We start from the raw sequence: 14754 nt of genomic DNA, 5'->3' as shown, positions 1-14754 counted from the left end.
GGGGTCAACCCTGACGAAGTTGTGGCTGTAGGAGCTGCTATTCAGGGAGGAGTTCTTACTGGAGACGTGAAAGATGTCTTGCTATTAGATGTTACTCCATTGTCCCTTGGAATTGAGACTATGGGAGGAGTAATGACCAAATTGATTGAATCAAATACCACTATTCCGACAAAAAAATCACAAGTATTTTCTACTGCTGCGGATAACCAGCCATCTGTTGAGATCCATGTTTTACAGGGAGAAAGACCAATGGCCACAGATAATAAGACAATTGGACGATTCCATTTAGATGGAATTCCACCAGCACAAAGAGGGATACCTCAGATCGAAGTTACTTTTGATATAGATGCTAATGGTATTATAAAGGTGTCGGCTACAGATAAGGCGACAAATAAAACTCAGGATATCAGAATTGAAGCTTCTTCCGGACTTACTGAGGAGGAAATCAAGAAAATGAAGGCAGAGGCAGAAGCTAACGCCGAATCTGATAAAAAAGCAAAAGAAATTGCAGATAAAATGAATGAGGCAGATAGTATGATATTCCAGACTGAGAAACAATTAACTGAGTTTGGTGATAAATTATCTGAGGACAAGAAAAAACCTGTTGAAGATGCCTTAACAGAGCTTAAAACTGCCTATGAAGGTAAAGATGTTGAGGTAATCACATCTGCACTTGATAAAATAAATGAGGCTTGGAAGGTTGCATCTGAAGAGATGTATAAGGCCCAGGCTGAAGCACAGCAAGCCGAAGCACCATCTAATGGTGAAGAGACTGCTTCTGAAGATACAAAAGAAGGAGATAATGTAGAAGATGTAGATTTTGAAGAAGTAAAGTAAAAGGAAATTTAAAGTGGATTTAAAGGGCGGTTATTCCGCCCTTTTTTATTTTCGGTATGCTATTTGTTTTCATGTTGAAGTATAAAGAAGTAATTTTGTTTCAATGCAAAAAAACTACGCTGCTTACATCTATAGGATAATATCGGTTATAGGATTTTTCTTATTGCCCTTAAAGACTTTTACCCAGGAGCCACAAATCTTTACAATAAAAGATTTTGACCTTCGGGGAACGGTAAAGTCTTGCCTGGTTATTACTGATTATGGCAAAGAAGAGTTCGAATTCAACAGGGATGGCCTGCTCACTAAAAATTTAACGGGCTATAATGAAACCGATTACGATATTACCTATTACAAATACTTGAACGGACAGTTGTTGGAAAAGCGTGATGAAGTTTATCGCGAAGGTCAGTTTGACAAACAGACTTCAATTGCGCATTTTTATGAAGTTGATACGACGGTTAATAAGAAAGTTTCGGAAAAAATTATTTCATATACCGGTGACGTTTTGGATATCTATGAGTATTCTTATAATGAAGATGGTAATCTCATAGAAATTGTAAGATCTAATAATCAAGGTTTAGACGAGACAAATATTGACTATAGCAGTTACAAGGGTGAAACTACAATAACCTATTTGTTAAATGGCGTAATTCTTAAATCTATAAGAACTTCTTTTAAAAAGAATAGAAAAGGGATAAAGAACAAGATAGTTTTGACCAAAGAATTTCTTGAGGGAAATCCCAATAAAGCGAAAGAGCGAATTTATGATTTAGAAGAAAGATTAACCTCTTTAAAGGAATTTACTTATGATGAAAATAAGAAGTCATTTGTAACCATTAAGACAGTTAATTATAAGTATAATAACGCAGACTTGCTTTCAAAAGAAGTTGCAAAAATTGATAAATCTGTCAGCACAAAAGATTATATCTATCAATTTGATGGTGAAAAGAAGGGTAATTGGGTTAAAAAGATCATAACACCAAAAAATCTATTTACTACTCGAAGAATAACGTATTATCAGGATGAATTAAAAATAACTGAAGAATAATAACAATACTCTTTAAACGGTTCAATTAAATCCTATAAGTTGTCATAGAGATCCTCAAAAACGGCTAGGCTTCCATAAATTTCTTTACGGGGAAGACCAACAAAATTAATACCTTGTTTGCTCATTTCTTATAAATCTCTCCAAAAGTTATCGGTATATAAAAATAAGAAAACGCGGCCACCACTTTGATTTCCGACTGCGTTATACTGTTGTTCTACTATGACCTTTGCCAAAAGCAAATGGCAGGAATTATTTTCCCTTGGAGTTATTGTAACCCATCTTTTGTGTCCTTCGAGCTCAGTGTCTTCAGGTATTAAAAAATGTAATTTTTTGGTATAAAATTTTATTGCTTCATCGTAATCTCTTACTAAAAGACTAATTGATGAAATATACTGTTTCAATTTTTTGCATATTAATCCCTGCTAAGTAAATTCTTCCATTCATTTTTCAGAATACCGTAACAGCAGGTATTCCTTTTATAGCCATCTAATAAATAAACATTTTCCCTGAGTATTCCTTCCAGAATTGCTCCCAGCTTTTCCACCGCTTTTCTCGATTGTATATTTCGTTCATCTATCCTGAAGGAAACTTTTTCAAACCCCAGTATGTTAAATGCATGGTTAATTAAGAGATGTTTCATTTGTTTGTTAAGACCGCTACCCTGAAATTTTTCACCTATCCATGTAGAGCCAATCTCCAACACCTTGTTTTTATGATCCATATTCATATATCTCGTACATCCGGCATAAGCCCTGGCTTGTTTGTCATAGATAATAAAGGGAAACGAGGATCTTTGCTTCTGTTGCTCCAGGGCTATTTTAACATATGTCCTAAGAGCCACAGGAGTTTCTATATCAGAAGGGGAATATTGAACAAGTTTATGTTCAGCAGCTACTGACTGTAACTTGGTGTAGTTATTCAGAGTTAGAGGCGAGAGTCTTACCCGATCATTTTCCAGAATTATTGATCTTATCATATAATCAAACTATTAATTAGTTCTTTTTTTACGATATGCCCTCCATCAAAAATATGTTCTTTAGCCTTGCCATTAAATATTGTCCGGCTTTTTTCTCTCTCAATTGATAGGCGTTCCTTGGTTAGGTATTCATCTTTATTACCGATGATTATAGTTATTTGAGTATTATTGCCTAAATGTGTAAAATCAGTTGCATTTAGTTCATTTGGAATACCACCCGCATAGAGCACTAATTGATTACATACAATTTTACGCTGAGCCACCCATCTTGCGGCCATCGAGACTCCTTGGGAATATCCAAATATAATAAGGTTACGATTGGAAAGGATCGTTTCTTCTTCCAGAATGGCATCAAGATAGTTGAGGTTATTAATTATTTCTGTTTCAGTATTTTCTTTTGTGAGCCAACTGGCACCGACGTGTTTGTAGGAGTTATTTAGATAATATTTAGAGGGTGCCTGCGGGGCAATAATGTAATTATCTTCAGGATTTAGTTCATCAAAATATTTTAGGAAATACTTGCTCAAATACCCGATTCCATGAAAAACTATCCATACATTTTTTGTTATATCTGTAAGTTCATTTAATGTTTCATAAGTGTTTGTGCTGCTATACCTGACAGATTTTTCCAAGGGTTTATTACTCATACCAGTTCTATTGTTATTAGTTGCATTTGAATGCTTAATTTTACGTAAAATTATTTCTATGGACGAATACAAGGACAAAATACTAAAGGTTTGCAATGATATTTGTAAAAATACCCTTATGGAAACCTTGGAAATTGAATTTGTTGATGTAGGTGAAAATTACCTTGTGGCTAAAATGCCTGTAACTTCTAAGGTTCATCAACCCGATGGCGTGCTACATGGCGGTGCAACTGTTGCTCTGGCTGAAAGTGTTGGCAGTGCTGCTTCTTATGTATTTCTCGACGGCCAAAAAGTTTTTGTCCGTGGTATTGAAACATCAGCAAATCATGTAAAGAGTATAAGTGAAGGGGAAGTATACGCCAGAGCCACAATTATTCATAAAGGGAGAACTACTCAATTGTGGGATATTAGGGTAACAGACATAAATGGGAACCTAATTTCAATATGTAAATTAACCACTATTGCCCTACCAAGAGCCTAGCATGTTTTTAGAACACATTGGCATAATTGAAACTCACTGGAAAAGTGAATTACCCGTTGTTGTTTACAGAAAACCCAATACCAATGAAGTAATCTCTATTTTCCAGCATGATTCGACTCTGCACCATATAAATGATTTTAGCGAGAAAGGGTTTGTTTTTGCCCCTTACAATAAGAAGGCTCCGGCAGTGCTAATTAGTGCGGACAAAGTTTATTCGCATGAATATCAAATAAGGGAGTACAAATTTGACACTCCTGATTTTGGAGCAATCTCGGGAGATGGGAGGGAATACCATATCGAAATTGTAAATAGGGGAATTAAAGAAATTAAGAATAATAAATTCAGGAAAGTAGTACTATCAAGAAAGATAGTCGTACCCAATAATTCCTCACCTATTCAAATATTTAGAAAAGTCCTTGACAGTTATCCTGATGCCTTTTGTTATTTTTGGTACCATCCAAAAATAGGTCTTTGGATAGGAGCTACACCCGAATTACTTTTTCTTAAACAAAATTCCACTTTGGTGACTATGTCTCTTGCGGGCACCAAAAAGAGTACAACCCCAGATAAACCTTCATGGGGTACAAAAGAAAAAGAGGAACAGGATATGGTTACCCAACACATAGTTCAAGAACTCAGGACTTACGTCCCCGATTTGTCAATTGGAAAGGTAAATTCCGTTAGGGCAGGGAATTTATGGCATCTAAGAACTAAAATCTGGGGAACAGTTGGGGATTTGGAATTAAAAAGTATAATTCAAGCATTACATCCTACACCGGCTATTTGCGGCTTTCCTGTAACTGAAGCAGAAGCTTTTATTAATAGGAATGAGAATTATGACCGGGAATTTTACACCGGATTTTTAGGAGAACTAAATATTGATAATGACAAAACTTCGCATCTCTTTGTTAATCTTCGCTGCATGCAAATAAAAGAGGATTCGGCTTTCCTTTATATTGGTGGTGGAATAACAGCCAATTCCAATGCTCAACAAGAGTGGATAGAAACAGTAGATAAAAGTGAAACCATGCTAAATATGATATTTAATTAAGTCATTTGATTGGATTTACACATTGTTCCGTCGTATTTTCGTGGTGCCTATGAAGTATTCTAGTATTCCTTCGGCTCAATCGGTTGTTTTCCATTGTAAATCAAGGGGTATAAAGAACGTTGTTATCTCCCCAGGTTCAAGGAACGCCCCATTGACCATTGGGTTTACTAATGACCCATATTTTTCGTGTTACAGTATTGTAGACGAGCGCTGCGCAGCATTTTTCGCCTTAGGCATGGCGCAACACTTACAAAAGCCTGTGATAGCTGTTTGTACATCAGGAAGTGCACTTTTAAATTATTACCCCGCAGTAGCAGAAGCTTTTTACAGCGATATACCACTTATTGTTATATCTGCGGATAGACCCGCTTATAAAGTAGATATTGGTGATGGTCAGACCATAAGACAGGAAACATTATTTGAAAAGCATATTGGTTATTCAGCCAATTTAAAACAAGATATCTCCCATGCTACCAATACAGTAAAGAAGTATGATCCCCACTTGTTTGCAAAAGACTATAGTTTAGATCAATTGCAGTCTCAAATACAAAGTTTTAATGATGCAGAGTTAAATAATTCTTTAAAGGTGGCATTTACCCAAAAAAGCCCTGTACACATAAATATTCCTTTTGAAGAGCCTTTATATGATGTCGTGGAAGATTTGAAGCTAGCTCCATTTTGTGTCCCTTTTATTTTGGAGAAGAACAGTGAGGAAATCAATTGGGATGATCTTGCCCGAACTTGGAATTCATGTGAAAAGAAAATGGTTATTATAGGTGTAAATAATCCTGATAGCATTAATGTTGAGTATTTAAATATCCTTGCCAAGGACGATTCTGTAATAGTTTTTACGGAAGTTACTTCAAATGCTTATCATCAAAATTTTTTCCCAAGTATAGATAGTATAATTGCGCCAATTGAAAAATCTAATGACAAAGAATTACTCGCTGTGGAATTACAGCCGGAACTATTAATTACGATGGGGGGGCTTATAGTTTCTAAAAAGATAAAAGCATTTCTCAGAAACTATAAACCAAAACATCATTGGCATGTAAATAGTAAAAAAGCCTATGATACATTTTTTAGCCTTTCAAAGCACATAAAGGCAGATGAAAATTGGTTCTGCGAAAACGTTTTAAAGCAGAGGTTTAAGCTGCAAAGTAATTACTACAGCAGATGGAATAAAGCCAAACAAAAATATCTGAGGAGAAGAAAAACTTATATAAGTGAAATTCCATTCACAGATTTTTTGGCTTTTCAAATTATTTGTTCTGATATTCCTAAAAACTATCAGCTACATCTGGCAAACAGCTCAACCGTGAGATACGCGCAGTTATTTGATTTGGATCCTTCACTTAGCGTATATTGTAATAGAGGAACAAGTGGCATTGACGGGAGTACTTCTACCGCAATTGGTTCGTCAGTTCATTCAGTGAATCCTACATTACTAATAACGGGAGATCTGAGTTTCTTCTATGACAGCAATGGCTTGTGGAATTCTTATAGGCGAGACGATTTTAGAATAATAGTCATCAACAATGGCGGTGGTGGCATTTTTAGAATTTTACCGGGTATGGAAAATACTCAGAATTTTGAGACCTATTTTGAGACAGTGCAGGATTTAGAACTGCAAAAACTTTGCTCGCTATTTAATATAAATCATGTGGAAGCTGTAGATAAGAAAACCTTAAAAACCGCCTTGTCAACCTTTTATTCACCTTCCAAATCGCCAGTGCTTTTAGAAGTAAAAACCCCCCGATTATTAAACGATAAAATTTTGCTTACTTATTTTGATTTCATATCTTAGAATATTATTAAATCCTCTTAAAACACGAATACTATGAGCAGCAGAAGAGATAATCTCATTCAGCAGTACGCTGCTGATATCAAGGATAAATTTGGTCAAATCCCTGATATGGATCTGCTTACAAAAGTAGCTATTGGTCTGGGTCCTGCGATCTATAATTCGGATGCTTCCAAAGTGTCGGGAACAGACAGTTCTGAACTGGAAACTGTAAAGAACAATTTTTTATTAAAAAAATTAGGCCTAACAGATGGTCCTCATCTAATGGAAGGTATTAATGGAGTAATTAGTACATATGGTACCTCTGAGAGGAACAAACATCGTGCGGTAGTTTATTATATATTGGCAAAGCACTTTAAAAAAGAATCTGTTTATAACTAGAACATTTAAAAAGCCGTTCTTTTAATGAACGGCTTTTTTTATACCTTTTTACATAGAACGACTTCATGATAGAATTAGGAAATTATAATACATTAAAAATTCTAAGAGAAACGGCCGTAGGATTATTTTTAGGAGACGATGACGTGGATGATTTATTACTTCCGTTAAAATACATTCCTGACGATTTTAATATTGGGGATGATATCAATGTCTTTTGTTACCTGGATCATGAAGAACGACCTATTGCGACAACACTTAAACCACTAATTAAAAGAAATACTTTTGGATGGCTTAGAGTGGCCGAGGTAAACGAATTTGGCGCTTTTTTGGATTGGGGCTTGGAAAAACATTTGCTTGTACCCTTTAGGGAACAGCAGATAAAAATGATTGCAGGAGAATGGTATGTAGTTTTTTGTTACCTCGATGAAAAGACTTTCAGACTGGTAGCTTCATCCAGATTGAATAAATTCGCGAAGAATGAAGATATATTACTCAGCCCTAATGATGAGGTAGATCTATTGGTAAGCAGGCAATCTGAATTAGGTTGGGATGTCATAATTAATAATAAATACCAGGGACTTGTTTTTAAAAGTGAGGTATTTCAACCCATGCAGGTTGGAGCAACTTTAAAAGGGTATGTAAAGAAAATTCGTGAGGATAATAAAATTGATGTTGTTTTAAAACCAATTGGTCATTTGGGACTTGAACCTGCGGCTAAGCAGATCTTTGAGCAGTTAGAATTAGCAGATGGATATATTCCGCTTCATGATAAATCAGCTCCGGAGGAAATACGGGAAATGTTTCAGATGAGTAAAAAAACCTTTAAAAAAGCCATAGGAGCCCTTTACAGGGATCGAAAAATTGACATAAAAGAAGACGGCATATACAGGGTGTGAATCTGATTATTTTTCAATAGTTTTAAACAATTACCTAAAACGTATATAATTCTTTCCATTAAATCTGTTATTTTTGCCTGAATAACCTTATTTATTTTGTTGATAATAAGCTTTTTACTTAATTTTAACCGTTGACCCCCTAAATAAAATATAAAATGCCCTTTATTGAAGAAAGCGATTTATTAGAATTACATAAAGATATTGACAAAGCACAGATTATAAATGAACGCTTGTTAGATCAAATAAAATTTAAGAATAAAGAATTAAAAAGAAGTAAGGTCCAAAGAAATATCCTTGCCGGTGTAACTACACTTTTTTTAATTGGAACTATTGGAATTATTTCATATATCGGGGGGCTTAGCAGTTCTAATTCCTATGACAATCAAAATTTATTGGTTTCTATTGATAGTCTGGACGCTATAAAAACCAGAATAGATAATCTTCAAATAAAAAATGAAGAATTAAGCTTGGTAAAGGAATTCTATCTGGCTAAGAAATTCTTAGAAAAAGAAAAAATATATTCAGTTCAGGTTAAATCCTTTGTTGATAATAATCTTACCCTGGCCTCAGAATCTTTGACAAATACCATGTTTGTTAAAACCAACCCTTTTTACTCTTATTCACTGGGTAATTTTGAAACATTGGAAGAAGCCAGGTCCTTCAGATATCAATTGGTTAAAATGGGCTTCGATGATGCATTTGTGGCCTCATATCAGGATGGGAAGCGAATAAAAATTGAAGATCCTTATTAGTGACCAAATTTAGAGCTTGGCTGAGTGCGGCCCGCCTAAGAACCCTTCCCTTATCATTGTCAGGTATTTTCGTAGGTACAGCTGTGGCGAATATTTACGGTTATTGGGATTTGCATATTTTTATTCTTGCTTTATTAACAACAGTTGCTTTTCAAATTACATCGAATTTTGCAAATGATTATGGTGATGGAGTAAAAGGAACAGACAATGAAGACAGAATTGGACCCAAACGGGCTTATCAAAGCGGTCAACTGTCTAAAATGGAGTTAAAAACTGGTATTCGTATCTCTGTTGTTATTGATTTATTCCTGGTCTTCCTGCTTTTGTACTTTGCTTTTGAAGAAGAAGATATAAAGTATATAGTTTTATTTGTAGTACTTGGAATAGCAAGTATTTGGGCTGCCATTAAATATACTGTTGGGAGCAATGCATATGGTTATAAAGGCTTTGGTGACCTTTTTGTATTTACATTTTTCGGACTATTGAGTGTTCTGGGTTCTATGTTTTTATATACAAAGTTTTTAACATCTACGGCAGTGCTTCCTGCTGCTTCTATAGGATTTCTTAGTACGGCGGTACTTAATTTAAATAACTTAAGAGATATAGAATCGGATAAAAAAGCTAATAAGAATACGGTAATTGTCAAAATAGGGCTTTCTAAAGGGAAAGTTTACCATTACGCCCTCATTTTTATGGCTTTTATTAGTATGCTAGCTTTTATATGGAATCATTACTATTCATGGAAAAGTGGAATATGTCTGATCGCATTTGTACCTCTTTTTATTCATTTAAGGTTAGTGAGTAGAATAGAAAATCCCCGGAATTTTGATCCTGAATTAAAAAAAGTGGCACTGAGTACTTTTCTGTTGGGATTCTTGTTTTATATCGGGTATAATTATTTTTTGTAAATTTGAGAAGACATAACCCACAAATACCATACTTACTTTGGAACAAGCTATAAAAATTCTTATTGTAGAAGATAATGTGATTATTGCAGACGATATGCAATCGATGTTGGAGGAAATAGGATATGAAATTGTAGATAATGTTATTGTTTACGAACAAGCAGAAGAGGTTTTAAAAAATAATCATGTAGACCTGGTGCTTATTGATATCATTTTAGCATCAGACAAAACGGGAATTGATTTAGGGAAACATATTAGAGAGCATTATAATATTCCCTTCATTTTCGTCACTTCCAATTCTGATAGGGCTACTGTAGAGAACGCTAAGACAGTAAAACCTAATGGCTACCTTGTAAAACCATTTGAACAGCAGGATCTGTATACTTCTATTGAGATTGCACTTTCAAATTTTGATTACTCAACCAAAGAAGGAGGACAGGAACATCCGGAAGATGAAGAGAGAGTAGTATCCAATTCTGTTCTCAAAGATTCGATTTTTGTCAAAAAGCAGCACCTTTATTATCGCATTCAGTTTGGAGATATTCAGTTTATAAAGGCAGACAATGTTTACCTGGAAGTAAATACAATAGACAAGAAATTTCTGGTAAGATCTCCTTTAAAAGATTATTTAGAGAAATTACCCAAAAATAAATTCTACAGAGCGCATAAATCTTATATCGTAAACGTAGATCATATAGATGCTATTAATTCTAAGGATATTATGATAAATAATACCCTCATACCAATTTCCAAGGATTTTAAAGAGTTTATTATTTCTGCTATGAACTCATAGTTTTTAGCTTTTTAGCAGTTTTATCTTATCAGAATAGAGCCTTAGATCTCTTTTTGATGGCCATCATAAGGCCAATCACAACACATTTTAACTACTTCACAACAATTATTTTTCTCCATAGAAGAATTGGAATACTTTGGCTATATAATTAATCGATTAATTTTTTTCATTTTCATATAGTGTTCTCGTAAAAGAGTCTTGTCTTAGTTGGCAGGGCTCTTTTTGATTATGACCATTTTAAATTAAACCGGATTTCTAATTTACATGGATTTAAGTCTCGATTAAAGGCTAAAAAAGCGGGTGAAATGCAAATAATGACTGTAAAATGCAATTTCACAACATAATTATGCACTTACACAACAAAATCCCGAATCCTAAATTTCTAGGTAATAAATTTGAAGCGCTTATACAGCACCCCAAATCTTATCATTAATATATCACAGTTTAAAAGGCTATGCTTTGAGCGTAGTCTTTTTTTAATTTATCCAGATAAATTATCGAGATGATTTGTAGAATACATGTGGAAAATTCAAGGTGTTATGGAAATAAAAGGTAGGATGAGAATATATTTTTAATGAACTTCATTTTACCAAGAGTTCAATAGACAACAGTTTCATTCTACTTTACAACAAAAATTTAAACACTAGGCAAATTAATGGTAAGTTTAAATTGTTGTTACGGGTTTTAATTTTATAATTATAATCAAATCAAAATAGTATTTGGCAAATATCCCAAAGCTTGTTATGGCAAAATCGCTGGGTAAAATTTTAGTAATATTTTTTCTTTCTTTAGTTCAAAATGTCGAAGCGCAGGTTTTAGACACCTTGGATGAAAATGCATTGGATGTATTCAAGGATAAGCAAAGTGTTACTGAAAGGTCCGATTATTTCTTTAATACATTACATAGGTATAATGAAAACTCCGCCTATGATTGGCTAGATGAGGTTAATGTTTATCTAAACTCCGCAGAGAAGTCGGGAGATTCTACGGCCATAAATAATTATAAGCTCATGCAGTCTCAAATTTATTATGATTTGGGCGACTATGACAAAAGTGTGGCTATAGCTAATGACCTGTATTCAGTAAAAGATAGTCTCGACCTGAAGACCAAGAGGTATATGTTAGATCTTATAGATAATAACTATTCCCAGTTACAGCTATATGGAAAGCAAGTTGAGATCAGACAGGAGAAAAGAGATTTGGGATTCTCTGAAAATATTACCTTTTATGATATTTATTCGAATCTAGGGTTGCATAGAAAAGCCATGCAAGATTACATCATGGATATGAAAAAGACCATTGATAACAGTGATCTCTACGGTCTTGCGGAATACAATAATAATGTTGGGCGGTATTTACTTCTGGATAAATCTTCTTCCGTTGCATTAAGTAATTTTAAAAAAGCTAAGGGATATATAGACGTATATTTAAATGATGTAACCCAGGTTAAGACGGAGAAGGAATTGCAGGATGCCAAATTATTAAAAGGCATTATAGAAGGTAATATTGGAAAGTCCTATTTGCAACTAAAACAATTTGAAGAAGCATTACCCTATTTAGAAAACAGTATAGGTTTAATAAAAGAAAATAATATTGGTCAGTATTCCGAAGATGTCGTAGAAAATAGTTTGGCACTTGCAGATTGTCACCTGCAATTAGAAAATTTTCAAAAAGCAAAGGATATTTTAAGTGAAGCTCTCAATCCCATTAAGACAGAACATGTTATTAAGAAAAATAGATTACTGGCAGCATATTACGACAAGATTGAGGATTATAAAAATGCAAGTTTTTACTTGAAGAAAAATGTAAGGATTGCCGATTCTATTAATATCAATGACTCATCACTTAAAAAACAACAGCTTTCTACGGTTGCAAAATATGAAATAGAGAATTCCAAACGAATGATAGATGCGCAAAAGCTGGAAATGGAACGCGCAAGAAATGAAATGCAGGCTAAGGATGAGCAAATAAACCTGGTTTTTATTTCTTTGATTTTTACACTTCTGGGTTTTGCGGGATTAGTTTATGCTTATTTAAAAAGTATAAAGAATCAACGTCTGATTGCCGAACAGAAGCATATAATTGAAAATTCTCTGGTTGAAAAAGATTCTTTACTTAAAGAAATCCATCATCGGGTAAAAAACAACCTGCAAATGGTATCGAGCCTTCTGAGTTTACAAACCAAAAATACACGAAGCAAAGCGGCCATTGAAGCCCTTGAGGAAGGAAAGAGCAGGGTAAAAGCTATGGCTCTAATACATCAGAAGTTATATCAAAATGATGATTTATCTGTAATTGAAATGCAGGGTTACATAGAAAGTTTGGTAAATAGTGTACAATCGGTATTCAAAAAAGGAGGACATAGTATTAATATAACTATTGACGCTGAAGGTGTTGAACTGGATATTGACAGGGCCATACCTTTTGGATTAATACTAAATGAGTTGGTTTCTAATTCCTTTAAATATGCATTTCCCGACGACGATGACGACGGCAAAATATATATCCACCTAAGAAAAAACGGCGACCAGGGATTCTTTGAATATACCGATAATGGTATAGGGCTCGATGAAGAATCTGAAGAAAGGGCCAATTCATCTATGGGGATTCGATTAATGAAACGCCTGGTAAATCAATTACAATCTACATTAAATATTGATAAAACTACAGATGGTGTTCGTTTTTGGTTCAATTTTAAATAAATTTGAACTTCTAATTGTACCATTATGAAAATTACTTTTTTAGGACACGCATCCTTATACGTTGAGGTAGGCCATTTCAAGATTTTAGTCGACCCTTTCATTACGGCCAACGACAAGGCAACCGGAAAGGTTGATATAGAAGATTTGAATCCCGATTATATCCTTGTTACACATGCACATCAGGACCATATCCTGGATGTAGAAGCCATTGCTAAAAGATCTGATGCGGTAATTGTTAGTAATTATGAGATTGCTATGCATTATCAGGCCAAAGGGTTCAAGGTACATCCAATGAACCACGGCGGTAACTGGAATTTTGACTTTGGAAAAGTAAAATATACGAATGCCATACACACTTCTTCCTTTCCCGATGGCTCATATGGCGGACAGCCTGGTGGATTTATCATCTCCTCAGATGGCAAGCAACTTTACATTGCCGGAGATACAGCTTTAACTGCAGATATGAAATTAATTCCTTTGACCCATCAATTAGATCTGGCCATTTTACCCATTGGAGATAATTTCACTATGGGTATTGAAGATGCAGTTCTGGCGTCAGATTTTGTTTCTTGTGATACTGTCTTGGGATATCATTATGATACTTTTGGTTATATAGAAATTGACCATAAGAAGGCTCAGGAAGAATTTGCAAAAGCCGGCAAAAAATTGCATCTGTTACCAATAGGGGAGGCAATTAAAATTTAATTATCTGTACTGGCTTCTCAGTACTATTTTATGCAATAGCTTTGGAAAGAATCGTTTCAGGTAAATACCTTTAATTTCTTTACCTCCAATATAAACTTCATATTTTTTTTGTTCTATGGCCCGGATCATTTTTCTGGCAAATATCTCCACAGGCATACCTTGCTCCGTTGCAGTATCATTTCTATTTTGAGAAGAACCATCTCCTATTAAAGCATTTATGGCCACCTTGGTCTGAACAAAACCAGGACATACCAGGGTTACATCTATACCGTCCTTATCGTGTTCCATCCTAAGCACATCAAAGAAACCGTGCAAGGCGTGTTTGGCAGCGCAATAACCAGATCTGTATGGAGACCCAAATTTGCCCATTAAACTGGTCACAGTAACAAATTGCCCACTCTTTTTTGAGATAAAATGAGGCAAGACCTCTTTAGTAAGGGCAACGGTTCCCAAATAATTTACAATTATTAATTTTTCATAAACTTCCAAACCTGTCTCCATGATTAAAGAGCGTTGACTTATTCCTGCATTGTTTATTAGGATGTCAATTCTCCCATATATAGCTATTGCAATTTTTACACTATTACCCACTGTGCTGAAACCGGCAAGATCCAAAGGCAAAACTGCCACATTCTCCGGATATTTGCATTTCTGTTTTACCAGGATGAGTTGCTTCTCATTCCGTGCCGATATAATAAGCTTATAGCCTTTATGACTTAATTCATAGGCCAGAGCTTCTCCAATTCCGGAGGAAGCCCCGGTTAACCATATTATTT

At 34.7% G+C, this 14754-nt stretch carries 16 protein-coding genes; 12 read left to right on the top strand and 4 right to left on the bottom strand.

The features are described from left to right. Both WBN20_RS02045 and WBN20_RS02040 read left to right on the top strand, forming a co-directional pair. On the top strand, positions 1-837 hold an 837-nt coding region (locus WBN20_RS02045; protein ID WP_424280531.1), incomplete at its 5' end, for an Hsp70 family protein. Positions 838-940: 103 nt separating this feature from the next. Further along, positions 941-1885 (top strand): hypothetical protein, encoded by a 945-nt coding sequence (locus tag WBN20_RS02040; RefSeq protein ID WP_424280530.1) that lies wholly within the window; start codon positions 941-943, stop codon positions 1883-1885. Positions 1886-2013: 128 nt separating this feature from the next. On the opposite strand, the gene WBN20_RS02035 is transcribed toward WBN20_RS02040, so the two are convergent. From WBN20_RS02035 to WBN20_RS02025, 3 genes are read right to left on the bottom strand one after another with little or no spacing between them, the layout of a single operon-like run. After that, complete coding sequence (locus WBN20_RS02035) at positions 2014-2286, bottom strand: VOC family protein (RefSeq protein WP_424280529.1); 273 nt, start codon at positions 2284-2286, stop codon at positions 2014-2016. 11 nt (positions 2287-2297) lie between these two features. Further along, positions 2298-2861 carry a GNAT family N-acetyltransferase gene (locus WBN20_RS02030; protein ID WP_424271235.1) on the bottom strand — a complete coding sequence of 188 codons (564 nt, stop codon included), beginning with the start codon at positions 2859-2861 and terminating at the stop codon, positions 2298-2300. After that, positions 2858-3508, bottom strand: a complete 651-nt coding sequence (locus WBN20_RS02025; RefSeq protein WP_424280528.1) for an alpha/beta hydrolase — start codon at positions 3506-3508, stop codon at positions 2858-2860. Before WBN20_RS02025 ends, WBN20_RS02030 begins: the two co-directional genes overlap by 4 nt. 58 nt (positions 3509-3566) lie before the next feature. Here WBN20_RS02025 and WBN20_RS02020 point away from each other — a divergent pair, with 58 nt between their 5' ends. From WBN20_RS02020 to WBN20_RS01975, 10 genes are all read left to right on the top strand, one after another. Further along, positions 3567-3989 (top strand): PaaI family thioesterase, encoded by a 423-nt coding sequence (locus WBN20_RS02020; RefSeq protein WP_424280527.1) that lies wholly within the window; start codon positions 3567-3569, stop codon positions 3987-3989. Position 3990: 1 nt separating this feature from the next. Then, entirely contained in the window at positions 3991-5040 is a 1050-nt protein-coding gene (locus WBN20_RS02015) for an isochorismate synthase (RefSeq protein WP_424280526.1), read from the top strand. Positions 5041-5089: 49 nt separating this feature from the next. Further along, entirely contained in the window at positions 5090-6847 is a 1758-nt protein-coding gene (gene menD / locus WBN20_RS02010) for a 2-succinyl-5-enolpyruvyl-6-hydroxy-3-cyclohexene-1-carboxylic-acid synthase (RefSeq protein ID WP_424280525.1), read from the top strand. A gap of 33 nt (positions 6848-6880) precedes the next feature. Next, positions 6881-7225 (top strand): DUF2853 family protein, encoded by a 345-nt coding sequence (locus WBN20_RS02005; RefSeq protein WP_424272323.1) that lies wholly within the window; start codon positions 6881-6883, stop codon positions 7223-7225. Between the two features lie 65 nt (positions 7226-7290). Beyond that, positions 7291-8121 (top strand): S1-like domain-containing RNA-binding protein, encoded by an 831-nt coding sequence (locus tag WBN20_RS02000; protein ID WP_424280524.1) that lies wholly within the window; start codon positions 7291-7293, stop codon positions 8119-8121. A 155-nt stretch (positions 8122-8276) separates the two neighbouring features. Then, entirely contained in the window at positions 8277-8873 is a 597-nt protein-coding gene (locus tag WBN20_RS01995) for an SPOR domain-containing protein (protein ID WP_424280523.1), read from the top strand. Continuing rightward, on the top strand, positions 8873-9781 hold the full coding sequence (menA, locus tag WBN20_RS01990) for a 1,4-dihydroxy-2-naphthoate octaprenyltransferase (RefSeq protein ID WP_424280522.1): 909 nt from the start codon (positions 8873-8875) through the stop codon (positions 9779-9781). The genes WBN20_RS01995 and menA overlap by 1 nt, the downstream gene beginning before the upstream one ends. A 37-nt stretch (positions 9782-9818) precedes the next feature. Next, the gene (locus WBN20_RS01985; RefSeq protein ID WP_424275710.1) at positions 9819-10571 is read left to right on the top strand and encodes a LytR/AlgR family response regulator transcription factor; all 753 of its coding nucleotides are present in this window, start codon (positions 9819-9821) and stop codon (positions 10569-10571) included. 743 nt (positions 10572-11314) lie between these two features. Next, positions 11315-13273: a sensor histidine kinase gene (locus tag WBN20_RS01980; RefSeq protein WP_424275709.1), complete on the top strand. Its 1959-nt coding sequence runs from the start codon at positions 11315-11317 to the stop codon at positions 13271-13273. A 24-nt stretch (positions 13274-13297) separates the two neighbouring features. Beyond that, the gene (locus WBN20_RS01975) at positions 13298-13978 is read left to right on the top strand and encodes a metal-dependent hydrolase (protein ID WP_424280521.1); all 681 of its coding nucleotides are present in this window, start codon (positions 13298-13300) and stop codon (positions 13976-13978) included. Here the strand turns inward: WBN20_RS01975 and WBN20_RS01970 are convergent, their stop codons facing one another. After that, complete coding sequence (locus WBN20_RS01970; RefSeq protein ID WP_424280520.1) at positions 13979-14752, bottom strand: SDR family oxidoreductase; 774 nt, start codon at positions 14750-14752, stop codon at positions 13979-13981. Between the last annotated feature and the right edge of the window lie 2 nt (positions 14753-14754).

The sequence above is a fragment of the Eudoraea sp. genome (assembly GCF_049665975.1).
Classification (GTDB): Bacteria; Bacteroidota; Bacteroidia; order Flavobacteriales; family Flavobacteriaceae; genus Eudoraea.
This window is presented reverse-complemented; position numbering and strand designations above follow the sequence as displayed.

What these genes read in the sequence shown, in the direction of transcription:
- WBN20_RS02040 (WP_424280530.1), top strand. Translation starts at nt 941, where the DNA reads ATGCAAAAAAACTACGCTGCTTACATCTATAGGATAATATCGGTTATA.
- WBN20_RS02030 (WP_424271235.1), bottom strand. Translation starts at nt 2,861, where the DNA reads ATGATAAGATCAATAATTCTGGAAAATGATCGGGTAAGACTCTCGCCT.
- WBN20_RS02025 (WP_424280528.1), bottom strand. Translation starts at nt 3,508, where the DNA reads ATGAGTAATAAACCCTTGGAAAAATCTGTCAGGTATAGCAGCACAAAC.
- WBN20_RS02020 (WP_424280527.1), top strand. Translation starts at nt 3,567, where the DNA reads ATGGACGAATACAAGGACAAAATACTAAAGGTTTGCAATGATATTTGT.
- WBN20_RS02015 (WP_424280526.1), top strand. Translation starts at nt 3,991, where the DNA reads ATGTTTTTAGAACACATTGGCATAATTGAAACTCACTGGAAAAGTGAA.
- menD (WP_424280525.1), top strand. Translation starts at nt 5,090, where the DNA reads ATGAAGTATTCTAGTATTCCTTCGGCTCAATCGGTTGTTTTCCATTGT.
- WBN20_RS02005 (WP_424272323.1), top strand. Translation starts at nt 6,881, where the DNA reads ATGAGCAGCAGAAGAGATAATCTCATTCAGCAGTACGCTGCTGATATC.
- WBN20_RS02000 (WP_424280524.1), top strand. Translation starts at nt 7,291, where the DNA reads ATGATAGAATTAGGAAATTATAATACATTAAAAATTCTAAGAGAAACG.
- WBN20_RS01995 (WP_424280523.1), top strand. Translation starts at nt 8,277, where the DNA reads ATGCCCTTTATTGAAGAAAGCGATTTATTAGAATTACATAAAGATATT.
- WBN20_RS01980 (WP_424275709.1), top strand. Translation starts at nt 11,315, where the DNA reads ATGGCAAAATCGCTGGGTAAAATTTTAGTAATATTTTTTCTTTCTTTA.
- WBN20_RS01975 (WP_424280521.1), top strand. Translation starts at nt 13,298, where the DNA reads ATGAAAATTACTTTTTTAGGACACGCATCCTTATACGTTGAGGTAGGC.